Source organism: Gordonia sp. IITR100 (genome assembly GCF_002009645.1).
In the GTDB taxonomy this organism is placed as follows: Bacteria; Actinomycetota; Actinomycetes; order Mycobacteriales; family Mycobacteriaceae; genus Gordonia; species Gordonia hongkongensis.
Genome location: NZ_MVKV01000005.1, coordinates 63985 through 84074, shown reverse-complemented (window position 1 = coordinate 84074; position 20090 = coordinate 63985). Strand labels below are relative to the sequence as shown.

The window sequence follows — 20090 nt, the reverse complement described above, 5'->3', positions numbered from 1 at the left end:
CCGCGGGCCCGCCGATAGTAGGCTGTAGCGCGATGACCACCGTCTATTTCCTGATCGCCGCCGTGGCCCTACTGGGTGCGGGTGTCCTGTTGTGGCTCGACCGCCAGCGGTCGAGCGTCGCACGGCACCAGCGTGCGGTCTGGGGCGATGAGCACGAGTTCAAGTTCCGCGAGTCGGACACCAAGCTGCGCAAGGTCTTTCGGCGCGCCACGATGAACGTCGGCGACCACATCCCGGTCCAGGACGTCGCCTACGGCCACTACGCCGGGGTGGAGGCCGTGGTCTTCGACCTGGCCGAGACCGCGACCGTGATCGCCGTCCGACGCTCCTCGCCCTCGCACGTCGTCGTCGACCTCCGGCACGAGGACGTCCTCGCGCCCGCCGAGGAAGACGTGGAACTGCTGGGCGCGATGGGCCCGCGCGTCATGTTCTCCAACAACCTCGACGTCGCCCGCCGGGTCTGCGACCGCCGCATGGTCGCGCTCGCCAACAAGGCGCCCGCGTTCGTCGAGGTCCTGTGGAACGAGGGTAACTGGGCGCTCGGCTCGATGCCGGTGACCAACGACCCGGCGAAGCTGAACACCGGGCTGGAGGTCGTCCGCCGGTTCGCCGATCTGCTCCGGGTGCTGCCGCCGATGCGAGAGCCGGAGGATTCGCCCGATCCGCGCGACCCGCACGGACCCACGCGGGCCGAGCTCGCCGACGAGAAGACCGAGTCCCTCCGCGACAAGCGTCGGCGGCAGGCCGCCGGCACCTCGACCGCAGCGGCGTCCCAGACCGGCGCGTCCGCTGATCCCGAGAGCCCGGCTGCGGCACGCAAGCCCCCGGCCCCGTCCACCGGGGGCCGCCGGATGTCGCCGATGCCCGTCCGCGGGTCCGCCGGGTCCTCCGACGACGCACCCCGCCGCGACGCCGGCGAGCGGCCCAACCGGCACCGCAACTGATCGCCTGACGCTCCATGTTCGACCGAGAGGGAAGCCGCATGTCCTCGTCCGCCCCGGTTCCCGCCGAGACCCCGCAGGTCGACCCGACCGCGAAGGCGCGGCTCGCCGAGCTCGTCCGCGACCTCGCCGTGGTCCACGGCAAGGTGACGCTGTCGTCGGGTAAGGAGGCCGACTACTACGTCGACCTGCGCCGCGCGACGCTGCACCACGAGGCCTCCCGCCTCATCGGCCGGCTGATGCGGGAACTGACCGCGGACTGGGACTACGTCGCCGTGGGCGGCCTCACCCTCGGCGCGGACCCGGTGGCGACGTCGATCATGCACGCCGACGGGCGGCCGATCGACGCCTTCGTCGTCCGCAAGGCCGCCAAGGCACACGGCATGCAACGCCAGATCGAGGGCCCCGACATCGTCGGTCGCGACGTGCTCGTCGTCGAGGACACCAGCACGACCGGCGCCTCACCGTCCACGGCTGTCGAAGCCGTCCGCGGTATCGGCGGCAACGTCGTCGGGGTGGCCACTGTCGTCGACCGCGCGACCGGCGCGGACGCGGTCATCACCGGTCTGGGCGTGCCGTACCGCTCGCTCCTCGATCTCGGTGACCTCGGGCTTGCCTGAGGCCGGCCCGGCGGGCTCCGCCGACGAGACCGGCGCGGTACCCGGTCCCACCGAATGGCAGACCGGGCCGGCCGTGGGAGTCGGGCCCTGGGCCGACGAACATCCCGATCAACCCGTACCCGCCGACCCGCGCCTCGACGCCGAGTTGCTCGCCCACGGCGACACCCGCAACGTCGCCGACGCCTATCGGTACTGGTCGCGCGAGGCGATCGTCGCCGACATCGATGCCCGACGACATCCGCTGCACGTCGCCATCGAGAACTTCGCCCACGACGCCAACATCGGCACCGTGGTGCGCACCGCCAACGCCTTCGCGGTGGCCGCCGTCCACATCGTCGGACGACGTCGGTGGAATCGTCGCGGAGCGATGGTGACCGACCGCTATCAGCACCTGATGCACCACGAGACGGTGGCAGATCTCATCGACTGGGCTCGTGACGAGGGACTGACCGTGGTGGCGGTCGACAACACGCCGGGAGCCCTGCCGCTCGAGACGGCGGATCTACCGCGCGACTGCGTGCTGGTCTTCGGGCAGGAGGGTCCGGGGGTCAGTGACGACGCGCAGCGCGCGGCCGACCTCACCGTGTCGATTGCGCAATTCGGTTCGACGCGCAGTATCAACGCGGGCGTCGCGGCCGGGATCGCCATGCACGCGTGGGTCCGTCAGCACGCGGACCTCGACGCCGCGTGGTGACGGGACTCAGTTGGCGGGAGGGGCGGAGTTGTTGGCCTCGTCGGAGGCGGGGAGGGGCTCCTCCTCGACGACCTTCTTCCGCGAGCGCAGGATGCGCTTGACGATCTCGGAGATGATCGGCAGCACCGAGATGAAGACGATGAACAGGAAGATGTAATCGATGTTGTCGCGGATGAACTCGATCTGGCCCAGGAAGTAGCCGAGCAGGGTGACACCCGCACCCCAGGCGATCGCGCCGACGATGTTGTACGTGAGGAAGATCGGGTACCGCATCTTCGCGGCGCCGGCGACGAGCGGCGCATAGGTGCGCACGATCGGGACGAAACGCGCGAGGATGATCGTCACCGGGCCGTGCTTCTCGAAGAACTCGTGCGCTTCCTCGATGTAGACCTGCTTCAGGACCTTCGCGTCCGGCCGGAACAGCGAGTACCCCGCCTTCTTACCGATCCAGTAGCCGACCTGGTCGCCCAGGAACGCCGCGATGGGGATCAGGACGAGCAGCACCCACAGCGGGGCGAAGGGCTCGATCTCCGCCGACTTCGCCGCGACGATGAGGCCCGCGGTGAAGAGCAGCGAGTCGCCGGGGAGCAGCGGGAAGAGCAGACCCGACTCGATGAACACGACCAGCAGCAGACCGGCCAGCATCCACGTGCCGAACGAATTCAGCAGGTTCACCGGATCCAGGAATCCCGGTAGCAGCGCCAGGTTGGTGGTCGTGGTGGCAAGCGCGGAGTCGATCACGGGGAGCCAGAGTACCTGCGCGTCCGTCGAGGACAGAATCTCACGGGTCCGCCACCGCCGTTTTCCAGCAGGTCCGGGCACGAATGGTGCCCGCGCCGGGCGATGTGGCACCTGCCATACTGGGAGAAGTCCGGCCGCGGGAAGTCCGGCTGCTCGCCACCGAAACATCAGTCGACGGCGAGAGAACCCGAACACCAGAGCACATCAACACCCTGGAGGATTCGTCGATGCCCATTGCAACCCCGGAGCAGTACGCCGAGATGTTCGACAAGGCGAAGAAGGGCGGTTACGCATTCCCCGCGATCAACTGCACCTCGTCGTCGACGATCAACGCCGCGATCAAGGGTTTCGCCGATGCCGGCAGTGACGGGATCATCCAGTTCTCGACCGGTGGCGCCGAGTTCGGGTCCGGCCAGGGTGTCAAGGACATGGTGACCGGAGCGGTCGCCCTCGCCGAGTTCGCGCACGTCGTCGCGGCCAAATACGACGTCCTGATCGGTCTGCACACCGATCACTGCCCCAAGGACAAGCTCGACACCTACGTCCGGCCGCTGCTGCAGATCTCACAGGAGCGCGTCGACGCCGGTCGCAACCCGCTTTTCCAGTCGCACATGTGGGACGGCAGCGCCGTACCGCTCGACGAGAACCTGGAGATCGCCAAAGAACTGCTGGCCAAGGCGGGAGCGGCCAACATCATCCTGGAGATCGAGATCGGCGTGGTCGGCGGCGAGGAAGACGGCGTCGAGAACGAGATCAACGACAAGTTGTTCACCACCCCCGAGGACTTCGAGAAGACGATCGAGGCGCTCGGTGCCAGCGACTCCGGCAACCGCTACCTGCTCGCGGCAACCTTCGGCAACGTGCACGGCGTCTACAAGCCGGGCAACGTCAAGCTGCGTCCCGACGTCCTCAACACCGGCCAGGAGGTCGCGGCCAAGAAGCTCGGCCTCGGCGACGCCGCCAAGCCCTTCGACTTCGTGTTCCACGGCGGTTCGGGCTCGCTGAAGAGCGAGATCGACGAGGCCCTGAGCTACGGCGTCGTGAAGATGAACGTCGACACCGACACGCAGTACGCCTACAGTCGCCCGGTCGCCGGCCACATGTTCAGCAACTACGACGGTGTGCTGAAGGTCGACGGCGACGTCGGCAACAAGAAGGTCTACGACCCGCGTAGCTGGTCCAAGAAGGCCGAGACCAGCATGAGCGAGCGCGTCGTCGAGGCGTGCAACGACCTCAAGTCCAACGGCAAGTCCCTGACCGCCTGACGGACGCACAGCATTCTGCCCGCACCCTGAAAAGGGTGCGGGCAGAACTGTTTCAGGCTTGGAAGGCCCGGTCCCCGCGGCGGCCGGGTTCAGGTGATGGCGAGTCCGACGACGACCGCACCCGCGAGAGCGATCATCACGAGCGCCGCGATCACGACGGCCGGGTCGACACGCGACCGCGATCGCCGCGGCGGTTCGACCGGATAGGGCCGGATCCGGGTGCTCGGTACCCGGTTCTCCCCGAGACGGTTGTCCGCGGCGGGACGCGGCCGCGGCGCCGATGCGGCGGGTGCCACCGGACGGGACGGCGGGGTGTAGAAACCCGGCGTAGAGCGGCCACCCGGTCCGGGCGGCGGGCCCGGCCGGTGTCCGCTCGTCACGTGGGGTTGCACACCTTCCAGTCGTCGCCGTCGCGCTGCAGGTTCAGCGTGACGGTTTCGGGCTGGTCCGGGGCGTTGGTGTGCACCGCGACGACTTCGACGACGGCCTGATCTCCGCCCTCGACGACCCGGACCGCGTTGATCGACTGCGTCTGAACGAGCTCGTTGCGGGCCCGCTGCGCTTCGTAGGTCCGCTGATAGGCGGCGTCGTCGAAGTCGGTGTAGAACGCATTGAGTTCACCGCAGGTGACCGATCGCAGGGTCCCGAGGTCGCCCTCGTAGAGCGCGGTGGTGTAGTCCATGGCCACGGTCGCGGCCTCATCGGCGGGCGCCGGTGCCTGCAGGCTGCTGTAGGCGAAGATGCCGCCGACGACGGCCACGATGGCCACCACGATCGCCGCCGCGGCGATCAGCAGACCCTTGCCGCGCTTCTTCCGCGGTGCCTTGGGGCCGCTGCCCGGGATGACCTGGGGTTCGCGGTCGGTGGTCGTCCATCCGGCGGTCGAGGCGGCCACGGCCGGCTCCGGGGTCGTCCGCGCGTCGTCGTCGGCCGGCGCGTCGGTCTCGGTCCGGGCTTTGGCGGCGGTGGATGCCGCTGCTGCCGCCGGGATGACGGCCGTCGCCGCGCCCGAACCGGAGTCGTCGTCCTCGGTGTCGGTGTCGGTGGTGTCCGGCTCGGTTGTGTCGGTGTCCTCGCCGGTCGGGACGGCGATCGCCTCGGTGGGGGAGTCGGCGTCGGCGTCAGCGTCGGCGGCAGCATCGGTCTCGGTCGGCGAGTCGACCTCCGTCACGGCCGAGTCGTCTGCGGTCGAGTCGTCTGCTGTCGCCGCGTCCGCGGGGGTCTCGTCCGGGGCAGGCTGTTCCGCGACCGGCTCCGCCGGTGCTGGTTCGGTCTCGACGCCCTCTGCCTCTGCGCCCTCCGCCTCGACGCCCTCGGCCTCGGCTGCGGCCGGCTCGTTCTCGGCGTCCGAGTCGGCTACGGGGTCCTGGTGCGCCTCTGCCTCGTCTGCTGCCGTTTCGTCCGTCGCTGCCTCGTCTGGCGCCACGTCGGTATCCACGGCCTCGGACTCGGCCTCGGACTCGTCGTCGGCCTCGGACTCGTCGTCGGAGTCACGAGTCGTTCCGGCTGCCACGGCCGCCGCGCCCGCCGCGCCCACACCGGCGCTGACCGCGGTGCCCGTGGACGGGTCCGTGTCGTCGTCGGCAAGCGCTGGTTCGGCGGCCGCACCGGTGTTCTGATCCGACTCGGATTCGGGCGCGGACCCGGACTCGGTGGACGCGGTCTCGGCGTCGGAGCCCTCGGTCCTGGAGTCGGCGCTCTCTTCTCCGGCGGACGCTGCCTCGGGCTCCGGGGCCGTCGGGTCGATGTCGTCGAGGTCCTCGAGCTCGGCGGCGTCCGGGAGGTCCGAGCGACGGATGACGGTGGTCGCGGAGTCGCTCGGGCCGAGCCGGGCCGGTGCCGGCGGGGCGGCCTCGGCGTCGTCGGGCTCGGTCGTTTCGGTCTCCGCGGTGTCGGGCGCCTCGCTGAGCGGGTCGATGTCGTCCAGGTCTTCGAGGTCTTCGGCGGACGGGAGGTTGTCGCGGTTGATGATCTGGGTGGCGCCGTCGATCCCACGCCCACCTCTCGGGGTGGGTGCCGCGGGCTGCTTCGCATCCTTGTCCGTCGCGTCCTTGTCGGTCGCTGCTTTGCGCGTGGTGGTCTCCTCGGACGTGGACGCGTCTGTCGTGGACTCCGCCGGGGTCGCCTCGGTCGGGGCGGCCGTGTCGTCGGCGGTCTCGTTCTCGGTGGGATCGTCCACGGGTGGCTCGTGACCCTCTCTGCTGGTGCTGGGTGGAGCGGCGTCGGTGCCGGTCGGAACAGTATCGGGGGTCGGCCGCGTGTCCGTCTGACGAGCCCGGCGCTCGTCCCGCACCTGCTTGAGCGTCGACAGTGCCTTGGTGACAGCGGCTCTCGGCCTGTCGGATCGCGCCATCGACTGAATCACCCCGCATCTCGCCCGTGCACGACTACGGCCCGGCCGCCCGGCGTCGCCGTTCAGCGGCGGGCAGCAGGACCGATTGCGCCATTCACCCTAGCGAACGGCCCGGCGGTCCAGCACTAGGGCATTTGATCGAATGGGCGCCGGCCGCCGCGAGCGAACGGCGTCGGAGTCCGCAGGCGGTGCTTGAATAGAGGACATGACGTCTTTCGGAGATCTACTCGGCCCGCAACCCGTTCTGCTCACCGGGGACGACGACGCCGAATCGGACCTGCTCAACGGCGCCGCGCCGGCCGCGGTCGCAGCTGCACACCCGACCGCCTCGATCGCCTGGGCCTACCTGGCCGAGGCGGCTCTAGAGTCGTCGAAGACGGCCTCCGCCGGCGACGACATCGACACCGCCGCGGTCATCGCGGCCTATGCCTACGCCCGGACCGGTTACCACCGCGGCCTCGACCAGCTCCGACGCCACGGTTGGAAGGGTTTCGGGCCGGTGCCGTGGAGTCACGAACCCAACCGCGGCTTCCTCCGCTGCGTCGGGGCATTGGCCCGGGCCGCCGAATTGATCGGCGAGGAGGACGAGCACCTGCGCTGCCTCGACCTGCTCAACGACAGCGACCCGCGCGCGACCGCCGAACTCGGCCTCGTGTGATCGCACCGAGTCGATCGGTCACCTGCGGATGACGTCCGCCTGATGGCTCCGAGTGCCGCGAACCCGTCGTACCCGCGCCGGGTGTTCAATGCGATGCCCGCGCCGCTGAAGAGCCGCCTGCGCCGGCTGCGCGTGTCGCTGGTCCCGATCGTCCAGTGCGCGCTGGCGGCGGGGGCGTCGTGGTGGATCGCGGTGGAGATCTTCGATCATCCCGATCCGTTCTTCGCGCCGATCGCCGCGGTGATCTCGCTCGGGCTCTCCCTGGGACAGCGTTGGCGCCGGGCCGCCGAACTCGTGGGCGGCGTCGCGATCGGCATCCTCGTCGGCGACCTCTTCATCAGTCTCGTCGGCGAAGGCGCCTGGCAGATCATGGTCGTCGTCGCGCTGGCGATGTTGGTGGCGGTCTTCCTCGACGACGGTCCGCTCGTCCCCATGCAGGCCGCCTCGTCGGCCGCGCTGGTCGCGACGCTCCTCCCGCCCGGTGGGGTGGCGGGTTTCCATCGCGCGATCGACGCCCTCATCGGCGGGCTGGTGGGCATCCTCGTGGGTGCGTTGCTGCCGGTGAACCCGGCCAGCCGAGCGCGACGCGACGCGGCGGGCGTCCTGGCGACGGTCCGCGATGCCGCTCGCCGGCTGGCCACCGGACTCCGCGAACGCGACGAGGAGCTGATCGCCGCCGCCCTCGAAGCAGGTCGCGGGACGCAGGCCGAGATCAACAAGATGCGATCGGACATGACCGGCGGCCGCGAGGTCACCCGCATCTCGCCCCTGTACTGGGGATCGAGGATGCGGCTGGACCGGATCTCGGCAACGGCCGACCCCATCGACAACGCGGTCCGCAACTTCCGGATCATCGCCCGGCGTTCCCTCGGCCTCACCCAGCGGGGTGTCGCGGTGCAGCCGGAGCTGATCGAGATCATCGACGATCTCGCCGGGGCGTTCGAGGTGTTACGCGCGATGATGATGGCGGACCCCGGCGAGGCACCCGATCAGGCCGACGCCGCGCGGGTGATCCGCAGCATCGTGCGCAAGGCGCGTGCCGATCTGGTGACCAACAGCGAACTGTCGGAGGCCGCCCTGCTGGCCGAGATCCGGTCGTTGCTCGTCGACCTGCTGATGACCGCGGGGCTCCGCCGATCCTCCGCGCTGGCGACCCTGCGGAGCTGACCCGGCTGTTGCCACATATGCGAAGTTCTGCATATATTGACCGGCATCATGGGGCACTCACATTCGCACTCGCACGCTCCCGCCGCGGCTGCGGGACAGCGTCGGCTCTGGCCGATGGTGCTGGCGGTCGGGCTGATCGGCGGCTACTTCGTCGTCGAGCTCGTGACCGGCATCCTGGTGAACTCGCTCGCGCTGATCGCCGACGCCGGGCACATGCTGACCGATGTCGTCGCACTCGTCATGGGGCTGATCGCGCTGTTGCTCGGCCGGCACGGGCGGATCACCGACACCCGTAGTTTCGGGTGGCATCGCGCCGAGGTGTTCACCGCCGTGGCCAACGCCGTGCTGCTGATGGGCGTCGCGGTCTTCGTGCTCTACGAGGCGGTCGAGCGTATCGGTAGCGACCCGCAGGTCCCGGGCCTCACGCTGATCGTGGTGGCCCTGATCGGTCTGCTGGTGAATCTCGGGGTCATGCTGCTGTTGCGGGCGGACGCCAAGGAGTCGATCGCGGTTCGCGGCGCCTACCTGGAGGTGTTGGCCGACGCCGTGGGCAGCGTCGGCGTGCTGATCGCCGGCGTCGTCGCGATGACGACCGGGTGGGGTTACGCCGACATCGTCGTCGCGGTGCTGATCGCGCTGTGGGTGGTCCCGCGGGCGGTGCGACTCGCGCTCGACGCGCTGCGCATCCTCAACCAGCAGGCGCCGGCCCACATCGACGTCGAGGCCCTGCGGGCCGATCTGGCCGACATCCCCGTCGTCGACGACGTGCACGACCTTCATGTCTGGACGCTGACGACCGGGATGGACGTCGCCACCGTGCATCTCGGCAGCAGCCGGCCCAACGATGAGGTGTTGCCCGCGGCACAGGCCGTCCTGGCCCGCCACGGCCTCGAACATGCGACGGTGCAGATCGACCCCGACGACCATCAGCGACGTTGTCGTGACGAGATGACCTGGTGACCGTGCGTCGTGGCGCCGTGAATGTCGGTTATGCCCTACATTGCGGCGAATGGAACGACGCGATTTTCTCGCGGTGCTCGCCGCCGGCACCGTGGGGGCTCTGACCTCGGGCGTCCTCGTGGGCTGCGCGACGCCGGTCCCGGCGGCCGAGATCGACCCGGCCGATGGGCCGTCCACCCCGCCGCGGCCGACCAGCACGACGCCCGTCCCGTCGTCGGGACTGTTGCCGCCGGCGGTCGGAACCCGCCGACCGCTGCCCGACGGGGCCATCACCGCACTGCCCGGTCCCGGCCGGTGTCTCGCGCTCACGGTCGACGACGGCGCGAGCTCGGAGGTGATCGGCGCCTATGTGAAGTTCGCCCGGGACACCGGCGCCCGGTTCACCTTCTTCGTCACCGGTTCGTTCGACGGCTGGACCGACCACCGCAGCACCCTGCGGCCGCTCGTCGAGTCCGGCCAGATCCAGCTGGGCAATCACACGTGGAGTCATCCCGCGCTCACCGAGCTGTCCTCGCGCGGGGTGGCCGACGAACTGCGCCGGACCAAACGGTTCCTGAGCAACCAGTTCGGTGTCGACGGCACGCCGTACTATCGCCCGCCGTTCGGGTACCACAACGCAGGCGTCGACGCGGTGGCCGCCGACCTCGGTTACACGGTGCCGACCCTCTGGTACGGCTCGTTGTCCGACTCCGGCCTGATCACCGAGAGGTACCTCATCCGCTGCGCGCGCAAGTACTTCCGTCCGCAGAGCATCGTCATCGGCCACGCCAATCACGATCCGGTGACCAAGGTGTATCCGGAACTCGTCGAGATCATCCGAAATCGGAAGCTGCGCATGGTGACACTCGACGATTACTTCGCCGCGGGCCGCTGAGGTCCGACCGCACCTCCGGTGGCGGCGGCGAGGTGCGGACGCCGACCGCAACTTTTCGTTCACGCTGATTCGTAGTCGTCGGATCGGGTCGCCGCGTCGTTACCGTGTGTCGGTCATGGCTACCTCCACACTTCCACCCGTGCTCGCCGGCGAGACCGACGTCGAACGTCGCAAACGGCTCCGGACCGTCGTCGCCGCAAGCCTTCTCGGCACCACGGTCGAGTGGTACGACTTCTTCCTCTACGCGACCGCGGCGAGCCTCGTGTTCAACCAGTTGTTCTTCCCCGACCAGAGTTCGTTCGTCGGCACCCTGCTGTCCTTCGTGACGTTCGCGGTCGGCTTCGTCGTGCGCCCGATCGGCGGAGTCGTCTTCGGGCACATCGGTGATCGCATCGGCCGCAAGCGCACGCTCGCGATCACCATGGTGATGATGGGCGTCGCGACCGCCCTGATGGGTGTGCTGCCCACCGCCGAGACGGTCGGTGTGCTCGCCCCGATCCTCCTGCTCCTCCTGCGCATCGTGCAGGGTTTCGCGCTGGGCGGGGAGTGGGCAGGTGCGGTGCTGCTGTCGGTCGAGCACAGCCCGGACGGCAAGCGCGGTCTGTTCGGGAGCACCCCGCAGATCGGCCTGGCCCTCGGACTCGCCTTGGGCACCGGAGTGTTCGCGCTGCTGCAGGTGGCCCTCGACGAGCAGGCGTTCCTGACCTACGGCTGGCGCATCGCGTTCCTGGTGAGCATCGTCCTGGTGGTCATCGGGTTCGTCGTGCGGTTGAAGGTCGACGAGACGCCGGCGTTCGCCGAGGTGGCCGAGCTCGCCAAGAAGTCCACGGCACCACTGCGCGACGTCGTGGTCCCGCCGAACACGCGCAACACCGTCCTCGGCCTCCTCGCCCGGTGGGGTGAGGGGTCGGCCTTCAACACCTGGGGCGTCTTCGCGATCGCCTACGCGACCACCGAACTGGACATGGAGAAGGTCCCGGTGCTGGTCGCCGTGACCATCGCCTCGCTCGTGATGGCGGCCCTGCTCCCGTTCTCCGGACTGCTCACCGACCGGTACGGCGCCAAGACGATCTACCTGATCGGGATCACCGCCTACGGCGTCGCGGTCTACCCGGTGTTCGTGCTGTTCGGGACCTCGAACCTGCTCTGGTTCACCGTGGGACTGGTGATCGTCTTCGGGGTCATCCACGCACTCTTCTACGGCGCGCAGGGCACCCTGTTCGCGAGCCTGTACCCGACCCCGGTGCGCTACACCGGACTGTCGGTCGTCTACCAGTTCTCCGGCATCTACGCCTCGGGTCTGACGCCGCTGATCCTCACCGCGCTGATCGGGGCGGCCGGCGGGTCACCGTGGCTCGCCGCCGGCTACCTCGTGCTGACCGCGATCATCAGCGTCGTGGCCACGACGCTCATCCGGCGCGACGATCTCCACCTCACGACGGGCCCCCAGGCGCGGCCGGTCGGCTGAGTCCCGGATCAGGGGCGCACCAGCAGGAGATCGGTGACGTGGCGGTAGAACGTCGAGCGCTTGAGCACGCGCGGGTTCACGACGCCCTCGCGCTCGACGACGACGTTGGTCCCGCCCGTCTGACACGCGCGCCCGGTGAACCACTTGCCCGGCAACAACATCCGCTCCACCTGCGCGCGGAGGCCGGGTGCGGTCAGGGTCGGTTCGATGAGGATCGAACGCACCTCGCCGTCGAAGAGGCGCTCGTTGTCGACGTAGGTCTCACCGTGCAGCTTCGCGCCCTCGGCGCCCAGGTGACGCGCGCTGCCGATGATGACGGTCGCGGCGTCGTCGCGGATGAGCGGCACCGCGACCGCCGTGCCGTGTTCGGCGAGCTCGCGGGCCGCGGGTCCGTGCGGCAACCGGTAGCGACGCGTCGCGGGTGTGGCCTCGGCGGAGACGTATGCGATCTCGACGTCGAGTCGTTCGGTGACCATCAATGCGGCCAGCACCTGGGACAGGAAGATGTCGTTCTCGTGCGCCACGGTCGGTGCGAAGCGCTCCGCGACGCGCGGCTCGACGACGAGTCGGGTGACGTCGGGATCGGTGAGGGCGTCGGCGACCGCGGCGCGGACGGCCTTCTTGTCGTCGGCGCGGCTGGTCTGGCTCAGAAGGGCAAACGGCACGCGGATAGCGTATCGAGCGCGCCGACCCAGTAGTGTTGGTCAGGTTTGGTCCCAAGCGCGCCACACAAAGGAGTACCGGACATGGCCGCGATCGTGCTTATCGGAGCCCAGTGGGGTGACGAGGGCAAAGGCAAAGCGACCGACCTCCTCGGAGGCCGGATCAACTGGGTTGTCCGCTACCAAGGTGGCAACAACGCCGGGCACACCGTCGTACTCCCCACCGGGGAATCCTTCGCGCTGCACCTCATCCCGTCCGGCATCCTGACGCCCGGCGTGCAGAACGTCATCGGCAACGGCGTGGTCGTCGACCCCGGCGTGCTGCTCACCGAGCTCGGTGGCCTCGAGGACCGCGACGTCGACACCTCCGGCCTGCTGATCTCCGCCGACGCGCATCTGCTCATGCCGTACCACGTCGCGATCGACAAGGTCACCGAGCGTTTCCTGGGCAACAAGAAGATCGGGACCACGGGCCGCGGCATCGGTCCTTGCTACCAGGACAAGATCGCCCGCGTCGGCGTGCGCGTCGCCGACGTCCTCGACGAGAAGATCCTCACCCAGAAGGTCGAGGCGGCGCTCGAGCTGAAGAACCAGATCCTGGTCAAGATCTACAACCGCAAGGCCCTCGACCCGGCGCAGGTCGTCGACGAGGTCCTCGGGCAGGCCGAAGGATTCAGGCACCGCATCGCCGACACCCGGCTGCTGCTCAACCAGGCCCTGGAGAACGGCGAGACGGTGCTGCTCGAGGGCTCCCAGGGCACCCTGCTCGATGTCGACCACGGCACCTATCCGTATGTGACGTCGTCGAATCCGACCGCCGGTGGCGCCGCGGTCGGCGCCGGCATCGGACCCAACAAGATCACCACCGTCCTGGGCATCCTGAAGGCCTACACCACGCGCGTGGGCTCCGGGCCGTTCCCCACCGAACTCTTCGACGAGTGGGGCGCCTACCTCGCCAAGACCGGCGGCGAGGTGGGTGTCACCACCGGTCGCGCTCGCCGCTGCGGCTGGTTCGACGCCGTGATCGCCCGCTACGCGACCCGCGTCAACGGCATCACCGACTACTTCCTCACCAAGCTCGACGTCCTCTCCAGCCTCGACACCGTGCCGATCTGCGTGGCCTACGAGGTCGACGGTGAGCGCGTCGAGGAGATGCCGATGACCCAGACCGGCTTCCACCACGCGAAGCCGATCTACGAGGAGATGCCCGGCTGGTGGGAGGACATCTCCCAGTGCAAGACCTTCGACGAACTGCCCCAGAACGCGCAGAACTACATCCTGCGGCTCGAGGAGCTCTCGGGTGCGCACATCTCGTGCGTGGGTGTCGGTCCGGGACGGGACCAGACGATCGTGCGGCGCGAGATCGTCTGACCCTTCGCTCCTGGGGTTTCGGCGGCTTGGCGGCCGTCGAGGGTCTACGAAAGAACACCCGTGAGCGTCTGATTTCATGCTCCCTGAGGTGCGAGCGAAGCGAGCCACGAAGGGCTCGCAACGTGTCTCACCAGGCCCTTCGTGGCTCGTCGCTTGCGCTCCTCGCACCTCAGGGGCCAGTGGGGCGGCGGGCAGTTGCTTGCGCTCCTCACACCTCAGGGAGCAATGGGGTCGCTTTTTCGGATTAGGGAGCAGGGTTGGGGCGGGGTGATGCTCCGCTCGGCGAGCTCGTCGCGGATTCGCGGTCTGCTCGTGATTAGCTAGTGCCCATGCGTGCCAAGCGGGGGAGTCGCGACTACGGGTCCATCCTGCTCGGCTCCGTCGGCGAGAGCTCGGTCAAACAGCGGATCCGTATCCAGACCCTGCTGACCGCGTCGATCGTGGTGGCCAACCTGTTCGGGGCGATCGTCGCGGTCGCGCTCACCGCGGTCGGCATCCCGCAGCCGACCATCTTCACCGCCGAACTGTGGTGGGTCAACTTCATCGTGGTGCCCGTCTACATCACCGCGGCGTTCGTGGTCGGGATCGGGTGGGGCACCTATGTCGGCGTCCGTGATCTGCGGTGGGCGATCCGCGATGTCACCCCGACGAAACGCGACGCCCGGCGGACCATGCGGCTGCCGTGGCGACTGTCGCTGGTGCAGGGATTCCTGTGGGGCATCGCCGCCATCATGCTCACGATCATGTACGGGATCGTCGACCCACAGCTGATCCCCAAGACCATCTTCGTGGTGAGCCTCAGTGGTGTTGTGGTGGTGGCGATCTCATATCTGTTCATCGACTTCACTCTGCGTCCCGTTGCGGCGGAACTGATCTCGGCCGGCCACCGCCGGCGCAAACGTACCGGTGTGCGGGCGCGCTCGGTCGTCTCGTGGATGGTGGGTTCGGCGACCCCGATCATCGGCATCCTGCTGGTGCTGGCGTTCGGGCTCGCGCGGGACGAGACCTCCAAGCTCGACCTGTTCGTCGGTGCCACGGTCCTCGGGGTCACCGCACTCTTCACCGGCCTGCTGCTGACGCTGCTGTCGAGCATGAGCGTCACCGGCCCCATCCGCAGCGTGCGCGCCGGGATGAACCGCGTGAGCGACGGTGACCTCGACAACGCCGACCTCGTCGTCTACGACGGCACCGAACTCGGCGACCTGCAGGTGGGTTTCAACTCGATGGTCGCGGGACTCCGTGAGCGAGAACGGATACGGGACCTGTTCGGACGGCACGTGGGCCACGAAGTCGCCGAGGCGGCCATGTCGTCGAACCCGGAACTCGGCGGGACCGAACGTCTCGCCGCCACGCTCTTCGTCGACGTCATCGGTTCGACGACGCTTGCCGCGCAACGACGCCCGACCGAGGTGGTCGAGATCCTCAACAAGTTCTTCGCGGTCATCGTGCGGGCGGTCGAGGAACACGACGGCCTGGTGAACAAATTCGAGGGCGACGCGGTGCTCGCCATCTTCGGCGCACCCATCGATCTCGACGACGCCGCGGGCAGCGCGCTCGCCGCCGCGCGCGACATCGCCCGCGGCCTGGCCGAGGAGGTGCCCGACCTGTCGGCCGGTATCGGGGTCAGCCACGGGGCCGTGGTCGCCGGGAACGTCGGTGCCATCGAGAGATTCGAGTACACCGTCATCGGCGACCCGGTCAACGAGAGTGCCCGCCTGTCGGAACTGGCCAAACGGGATCCGCGGCGGCCGTTGGCCTCCGGACGCGCGGTCAAGGCCGCGCAGCGGGACGAGGCCGAGCGGTGGGAGGAACAGGAGACCACCTCGCTGCGCGGCCGGACCGAGGAGACGACCGTGTTCGCCGCATTCGTCGACGACGAGTGAGGGCCTCGCTCAGCCGATCGCGTCTTCGGAGCTGATCAGCCGCCCGTCCGGGCCGACGATGCTGAGGCCCAGTCCGTCGAAGACCGAGTACTTGTACCCGTTGTTGTAGGCGACGTAGTAGTGACGGCCGCTGCCGTTCTCCTGCACGTGCACCTCGGACACCGGGATGCACAGGGTGTTGCCACTCGAACGCGCGACACCCCGGTATTCGAGGGTGCCGTCGGCGCGCCACTGACAGATCGACGCCGCCGACCGGTCGGTGACGACGGAGGTGACGGTCCGTTGCCCGGCATCGCAGGACGGTGCCGAGGGCGCGGCAACCGCGGTCGAGGTGCCGACGGCGAGCGCGCCGGCGGTGAGGACGAGGGAAGCGCCGGCAGTGGCCAGGCGGGTGATGGTCGTGTTCATGAGAGCGAAGGTAGGACAGGGCTTGTCGAGTGGGAATGGGCAGAACTCCCCGGGTTCGTTCGGATGGGGGACCCTTCGAGACGCGCTCCGCAAGCTCCGGGCTCCTCAGGGAGCGAGGGGGGTGTCGCCCGCAAGCTCCGGGCTCCTCAGGGAGCTAGGGGGGTCGCCCGCAAGCTCCGGGCTCCTCAGGGAGCGAGGGGGGTGTCGCCTGCAAGCTCCGGGCTCCTCAGGGAGCGAGGGGGGTGTCGCCTGCAAGCTCCGGGCTCCTCAGGGAGCTAGGGATCCCGGTCGCCCTGCCCCTCGGCGAAGTCGAGACGACGCAACGCGATTCGCAGGACCTCGTCGTCGATGCGTCCGGCATCGCGTTCGGCGATGAAGACCGCGCGCTGGATCTGCAGGATCTCCGTCCGGAGTCGTGCCCCGGCGGACGTCGGACTCTCGCCGAGATCCTCGGGACCCCGGCCGAGTTCCTCCCAGGCCACATTGCGCTGCGTGGTGATCCACTTGCGCAGCATCGCCACCTGGAGCCGGCGCGGATCGTCGTCGGACAGTTCGGTGGCGTAATCGTCGAGGCGCCGTTCGGATTCCCGGGACGCACGGTCCTGCGCGGCCGCATACGCCAGCCGGTCCTGGGCGCGCTCGTCGCCGCTCACTCCGAGGAAGCGGATGACCCAGGGCAGGGTGGTGCCCTGGATCAGCAACGTCCCCACCACGACCACGAATGTCAGGAACAGGATCTCGGCGCGGGCGGGGAACGGTTCATTCGTCTCGGTGTAGACGGGGATGGCGAACGCGGCGGCCAGTGACACCACGCCACGCATACCGGCCCAGGAGACGACGAACACCGACGCCGGACTCGGCGGCGGCTCGCGGTCGCGGATCCGTCGCGAGAGCAGTCGGGGCAGATAGGTCGCCGGGTAGACCCAGACGATGCGCACGAGGATCGTCGCCGCCAGGACCGCCGCGGCGTCGATGGCGATCTGCGTCCACGACTCGTTCTCGACACCCTCGATGAGCATGGGCAGCTGGAGCCCGATGAGCAAGAAGACGAACGACTCGAGGATGGTGTCGATCGACTTGCGCACCGCCTCGTCCTGCAGGCGCGTCGCATAGCCCAGCCGCACCGACCGGTGGCCGAGGTAGAGACCGGCGGTGACCACCGCGATGACACCCGAACCGTGCAGTTCCTCGGCCGCGTAGTACGTGCTGAACGGGACGATGATGCCGATCGCTGTCTCCATCGGCGGGTCGGTGAGCCAGACACGCACCCAGGACACGACCACCCCGACGAGGAGGCCCACGACCAGGCCGCCGAGGGCGGCCACCGCGAACGTCAGGACGCCTTCGCCGACCGTCGCGGTGGCCCCCACCGCCGCGGCGAGCGCGATCCGGAACGCGGTGAGGGCCGTCGCGTCGTTGAGCAGGCTCTCGCCGCCGAGCAGCGTCATCATCCGGCGCGGCAGACCGAGCCGGCGGCCGATCGCCTGCGCCGACACCGCGTCCGGCGGCGCGACGACCGCGCCGAGGACCAGTGCCGCGGCGAGCGGGAGATTGGGGACGACGAGGTATGCGACGTATCCGACCACCAGGGTCGTCACCAGCGGTAGGCCGACCGCCAGGAATCCGATTGCACGCCAGTTGGCGCGGAACGCCTGATATGAACTCTCCTGCGCGGCCGAGTACAGCAGCGGCGGCAGGATGAGGAAGAGCACGAGCTCGGGTTCCAGGGCCACCGACGGCAACTCGGGAATCCATGCGATCCCGAGACCGACGGTGACCAGCACCAGCGGCGATGACCAGCCATAGCGACGACACAACGCGGCGACCGCCACGGCGATGACCGCGACCAGCAGTAGCGATGCGCCCATTCGAGCGACTCTAATCGCGCCGGCCCGATGGATAATGTCGGGCATGAAGATCTTTCGGCGGAAGTCATCGGCCGCGTCCGGGCCGGCGGGGTCCGGTTCCGACGCCTCGAGCACGGCGCGCTGCGTCGAACTGGAGTCGTTCGACGCCGCGCCGGCCGCCGACCCGGCGCCGGCATCGGGCGACGATCGCAGTTGCCAGGACTGTGTCGCGATCGGCGAGACCCACTGGGCACATCTTCGGAAGTGCCTGACGTGCGGGCACATCGGTTGTTGCGATTCGAGCCCGCGACGACACGCGACCGGTCACTTCCACGAGACCGGGCACCCGGTCATGCGTTCGGCCGAACCGGACGAGGTGTGGCGCTGGTGCTTCGTGCACGAGGTGACGGGATGATCACCCGACGGTCCTTGGTGTGTTCGACGAGGTGGAGGAGTGCGCCGGGATCTGTGCTGGCGGCAAGTAGGATTTGAGGATGACGTCGAACAGCGAGAGTGCGCCCAGCGCAGCCCAGCCGGCGCCGACGACCGGGCCGCCGGACGTCATCGGCACGCCGCTGAGTCCGACCGCGACCAAGGTGATGGTCCTGGGGGCAGGTGAACTCGGCAAAGAGGTCGTGATCGCGTTCCAGCGCCTCGGCGTCGAGGTCGTCGCCGTCGATCGCTACGCCGACGCGCCCGGCCACCAGGTCGCCCACCATGCCGAGGTCATCGACATGACCGACCCCGCCGCCCTGCACGCGGTCATCGACAAGCATCGTCCCGCGTACGTGGTGCCCGAGATCGAGGCGATCGCCACCGAGGCCCTCGTCGACGTCGCCGAACGCGGTATCGCCGAGGTCATCCCCACCGCGAGCGCTGTCGTCGCCACCATGAACCGCGAGGGAATCCGACGTCTCGCCGACGAGGAACTCGGGCTGCCGACGTCGCCGTATCTCTTCGCCGACACTCTAGAGGAGGTCACCGTCGCGGCCCGCCAGGTCGGGTTCCCGTGTGTGATCAAGCCCGTCATGTCGTCGTCGGGCAAGGGACAGTCGGTCGTGCGGGGCCCCGAGGAGCTGGCCTCGGCCTGGGAGACCGCGAACACTGGTGGTCGGGTGCAGGGCAGTCGCGTCATCGTCGAGGGCTTCGTCGAATTCGATTACGAGATCACCCTTCTCACGGTTCGTGCGATCGATCCGGCCACCGGCCGGCTCACGTCCCACTTCTGTGCGCCCATCGGTCACCGACAGATCAACGGCGACTACGTGGAGAGCTGGCAGCCCCATGAGATGAGCACCGACGCGCACGCCTCGGCGACCTCGATCGCGGCGCGCATCGCCACCGCGCTCGGTGACGGAAAGCTGGCCGGGCGCGGCGTTTTCGGCGTCGAACTCTTCGTCAAGGGCGACGATGTCTACTTCTCCGAGGTCAGCCCGCGGCCCCATGACACCGGCCTCGTCACGATGGCGACCCAGCGACTGTCCGAGTTCGAGATGCATGCCCGCGCGATCCTCGGTCTCCCGGTCGACGTCACGCTCGCGTCCCCGGGTGCCTCGGCCGTCATCTACGGGCAACTCGACGAGCCGGCGATCGGTTTCGAGAACGTCGCCGCCGCACTTGCCGTACCCGAGACCGACATCCGACTGTTCGGCAAGCCCGAGAGCTTCCACCGCCGGCGCATGGGCGTGGTCACCGCGACAGCCGACGACGTGCCGGTCGCGCGTGAGCGTGCCGTCCGCGCCGCGTCGCTCGTCACACCCGTGCCGGGCCGCCCGGCCGTTCGCAAGGCCACTAACCTTCCGCCGACCCCGCCCCCGGCGCCTCCGCGACGCCCCGGGCCACCGCCCGGCCCGGTCGGCCCGCCGCGCGGACCCGTGGGTCCGCCTCCCGGTGTACTGAAACCACCGGGTGCGCCGCTGGGACCGCCGCCCGGTCGTCCGGGACCGCCGCCCGGGCCCCGGCCACCCGTACCGCGGCCGGCCGGGGGTCCGCGCCCGGTACCGCCCGCGCCGATACCCCCGTCGGGGACCCCGCCGCGTCCGTCGGGCCCGCCGCCACGGCCGGCCCCGCACGAAAAGGCCCCGCACGATCAGGCCCCGGCGATGACCTCGATGGTCAAGACCGACGACCGGCCCGCCGACGCGCGCCCCGGTGCGTCGTCGAAGCCCGGCGAGTGAT

19 protein-coding genes are annotated in these 20090 nt (G+C 69.3%); 13 read left to right on the top strand and 6 right to left on the bottom strand.

Annotated features, from left to right (window positions below; all coding sequences use genetic code 11):
- Positions 1 to 32 precede the first annotated feature (32 nt).
- Genes B1818_RS10330 through B1818_RS10320 form a run of 3 tightly spaced genes read left to right on the top strand, consistent with a single transcriptional unit; the run spans position 33 to position 2255 of the window.
- Positions 33 to 944 (top strand): hypothetical protein, encoded by a 912-nt coding sequence (locus tag B1818_RS10330; protein WP_078112670.1) that lies wholly within the window; start codon positions 33 to 35, stop codon positions 942 to 944.
- Between the two features lie 38 nt (positions 945 to 982).
- Positions 983 to 1561 carry an orotate phosphoribosyltransferase gene (gene pyrE, locus B1818_RS10325; RefSeq protein WP_068971819.1) on the top strand — a complete coding sequence of 193 codons (579 nt, stop codon included), beginning with the start codon at positions 983 to 985 and terminating at the stop codon, positions 1559 to 1561.
- Entirely contained in the window at positions 1554 to 2255 is a 702-nt protein-coding gene (locus B1818_RS10320) for an RNA methyltransferase (RefSeq protein ID WP_078112752.1), read from the top strand. Before pyrE ends, B1818_RS10320 begins: the two co-directional genes overlap by 8 nt.
- 6 nt (positions 2256 to 2261) lie before the next feature.
- On the opposite strand, the gene B1818_RS10315 is transcribed toward B1818_RS10320, so the two are convergent.
- Positions 2262 to 2996 (bottom strand): VTT domain-containing protein, encoded by a 735-nt coding sequence (locus tag B1818_RS10315; RefSeq protein WP_065629569.1) that lies wholly within the window; start codon positions 2994 to 2996, stop codon positions 2262 to 2264.
- A gap of 227 nt (positions 2997 to 3223) precedes the next feature.
- Between B1818_RS10315 and fbaA the strand changes: the two genes are divergently transcribed.
- Positions 3224 to 4261 (top strand): class II fructose-bisphosphate aldolase, encoded by a 1038-nt coding sequence (fbaA, locus tag B1818_RS10310; protein ID WP_065629627.1) that lies wholly within the window; start codon positions 3224 to 3226, stop codon positions 4259 to 4261.
- Between the two features lie 89 nt (positions 4262 to 4350).
- On the opposite strand, the gene B1818_RS10305 is transcribed toward fbaA, so the two are convergent.
- Entirely contained in the window at positions 4351 to 4641 is a 291-nt protein-coding gene (locus tag B1818_RS10305; RefSeq protein ID WP_226514028.1) for a hypothetical protein, read from the bottom strand.
- The gene (locus tag B1818_RS10300) at positions 4638 to 6440 is read right to left on the bottom strand and encodes a hypothetical protein (protein ID WP_078112669.1); all 1803 of its coding nucleotides are present in this window, start codon (positions 6438 to 6440) and stop codon (positions 4638 to 4640) included. The genes B1818_RS10305 and B1818_RS10300 overlap by 4 nt, the downstream gene beginning before the upstream one ends.
- Positions 6441 to 6819: 379 nt before the next feature.
- Here B1818_RS10300 and B1818_RS10295 point away from each other — a divergent pair, with 379 nt between their 5' ends.
- The 5 genes from B1818_RS10295 (at position 6820) to B1818_RS10275 (ending at position 11741) form a co-directional block, all read left to right on the top strand.
- The gene (locus B1818_RS10295; protein WP_078112668.1) at positions 6820 to 7272 is read left to right on the top strand and encodes a DUF3151 domain-containing protein; all 453 of its coding nucleotides are present in this window, start codon (positions 6820 to 6822) and stop codon (positions 7270 to 7272) included.
- A 42-nt stretch (positions 7273 to 7314) separates the two neighbouring features.
- A complete protein-coding gene (locus B1818_RS10290; RefSeq protein ID WP_078112667.1) occupies positions 7315 to 8439 on the top strand; it encodes an aromatic acid exporter family protein in 1125 nt (374 codons plus the stop codon).
- A gap of 48 nt (positions 8440 to 8487) precedes the next feature.
- Positions 8488 to 9399 carry a cation diffusion facilitator family transporter gene (locus tag B1818_RS10285; protein WP_078112666.1) on the top strand — a complete coding sequence of 304 codons (912 nt, stop codon included), beginning with the start codon at positions 8488 to 8490 and terminating at the stop codon, positions 9397 to 9399.
- Between the two features lie 49 nt (positions 9400 to 9448).
- Complete coding sequence (locus B1818_RS10280; RefSeq protein WP_078112665.1) at positions 9449 to 10273, top strand: polysaccharide deacetylase family protein; 825 nt, start codon at positions 9449 to 9451, stop codon at positions 10271 to 10273.
- Between the two features lie 115 nt (positions 10274 to 10388).
- A complete protein-coding gene (locus B1818_RS10275; protein WP_078112751.1) occupies positions 10389 to 11741 on the top strand; it encodes an MFS transporter in 1353 nt (450 codons plus the stop codon).
- Positions 11742 to 11749: 8 nt separating this feature from the next.
- On the opposite strand, the gene B1818_RS10270 is transcribed toward B1818_RS10275, so the two are convergent.
- Positions 11750 to 12406 carry a hypothetical protein gene (locus B1818_RS10270; protein ID WP_078112664.1) on the bottom strand — a complete coding sequence of 219 codons (657 nt, stop codon included), beginning with the start codon at positions 12404 to 12406 and terminating at the stop codon, positions 11750 to 11752.
- Between the two features lie 81 nt (positions 12407 to 12487).
- On the opposite strand from B1818_RS10270, the gene B1818_RS10265 reads away from it, so the two are divergent.
- Positions 12488 to 13774, top strand: a complete 1287-nt coding sequence (locus B1818_RS10265; RefSeq protein WP_078112663.1) for an adenylosuccinate synthase — start codon at positions 12488 to 12490, stop codon at positions 13772 to 13774.
- 329 nt (positions 13775 to 14103) lie between these two features.
- A complete protein-coding gene (locus B1818_RS10255; protein ID WP_078112750.1) occupies positions 14104 to 15657 on the top strand; it encodes an adenylate/guanylate cyclase domain-containing protein in 1554 nt (517 codons plus the stop codon).
- Positions 15658 to 15666: 9 nt separating this feature from the next.
- On the opposite strand, the gene B1818_RS10250 is transcribed toward B1818_RS10255, so the two are convergent.
- A complete protein-coding gene (locus B1818_RS10250; RefSeq protein ID WP_068971291.1) occupies positions 15667 to 16065 on the bottom strand; it encodes a hypothetical protein in 399 nt (132 codons plus the stop codon).
- A 275-nt stretch (positions 16066 to 16340) separates the two neighbouring features.
- A complete protein-coding gene (locus tag B1818_RS10245; RefSeq protein WP_078112661.1) occupies positions 16341 to 17933 on the bottom strand; it encodes a Na+/H+ antiporter in 1593 nt (530 codons plus the stop codon).
- Positions 17934 to 17976: 43 nt separating this feature from the next.
- On the opposite strand from B1818_RS10245, the gene B1818_RS10240 reads away from it, so the two are divergent.
- On the top strand, positions 17977 to 18327 hold the full coding sequence (locus B1818_RS10240) for a UBP-type zinc finger domain-containing protein (protein ID WP_078112749.1): 351 nt from the start codon (positions 17977 to 17979) through the stop codon (positions 18325 to 18327).
- 79 nt (positions 18328 to 18406) lie between these two features.
- The gene (purT, locus tag B1818_RS10235) at positions 18407 to 20089 is read left to right on the top strand and encodes a formate-dependent phosphoribosylglycinamide formyltransferase (RefSeq protein WP_058249870.1); all 1683 of its coding nucleotides are present in this window, start codon (positions 18407 to 18409) and stop codon (positions 20087 to 20089) included.
- Position 20090: the final 1 nt, after the last annotated feature.

Excerpts from the sequence above, each read along its gene's own strand:
- B1818_RS10330 (WP_078112670.1), top strand. The coding sequence starts at position 33 with ATGACCACCGTCTATTTCCTGATCGCCGCCGTGGCCCTACTGGGTGCG.
- pyrE (WP_068971819.1), top strand. The coding sequence starts at position 983 with ATGTCCTCGTCCGCCCCGGTTCCCGCCGAGACCCCGCAGGTCGACCCG.
- fbaA (WP_065629627.1), top strand. The coding sequence starts at position 3,224 with ATGCCCATTGCAACCCCGGAGCAGTACGCCGAGATGTTCGACAAGGCG.
- B1818_RS10295 (WP_078112668.1), top strand. The coding sequence starts at position 6,820 with ATGACGTCTTTCGGAGATCTACTCGGCCCGCAACCCGTTCTGCTCACC.
- B1818_RS10290 (WP_078112667.1), top strand. The coding sequence starts at position 7,315 with ATGGCTCCGAGTGCCGCGAACCCGTCGTACCCGCGCCGGGTGTTCAAT.
- B1818_RS10285 (WP_078112666.1), top strand. The coding sequence starts at position 8,488 with ATGGGGCACTCACATTCGCACTCGCACGCTCCCGCCGCGGCTGCGGGA.
- B1818_RS10280 (WP_078112665.1), top strand. The coding sequence starts at position 9,449 with ATGGAACGACGCGATTTTCTCGCGGTGCTCGCCGCCGGCACCGTGGGG.
- B1818_RS10275 (WP_078112751.1), top strand. The coding sequence starts at position 10,389 with ATGGCTACCTCCACACTTCCACCCGTGCTCGCCGGCGAGACCGACGTC.
- B1818_RS10265 (WP_078112663.1), top strand. The coding sequence starts at position 12,488 with ATGGCCGCGATCGTGCTTATCGGAGCCCAGTGGGGTGACGAGGGCAAA.
- B1818_RS10255 (WP_078112750.1), top strand. The coding sequence starts at position 14,104 with ATGCGTGCCAAGCGGGGGAGTCGCGACTACGGGTCCATCCTGCTCGGC.
- B1818_RS10250 (WP_068971291.1), bottom strand. The coding sequence starts at position 16,065 with ATGAACACGACCATCACCCGCCTGGCCACTGCCGGCGCTTCCCTCGTC.
- B1818_RS10245 (WP_078112661.1), bottom strand. The coding sequence starts at position 17,933 with ATGGGCGCATCGCTACTGCTGGTCGCGGTCATCGCCGTGGCGGTCGCC.
- B1818_RS10240 (WP_078112749.1), top strand. The coding sequence starts at position 17,977 with ATGAAGATCTTTCGGCGGAAGTCATCGGCCGCGTCCGGGCCGGCGGGG.
- purT (WP_058249870.1), top strand. The coding sequence starts at position 18,407 with ATGACGTCGAACAGCGAGAGTGCGCCCAGCGCAGCCCAGCCGGCGCCG.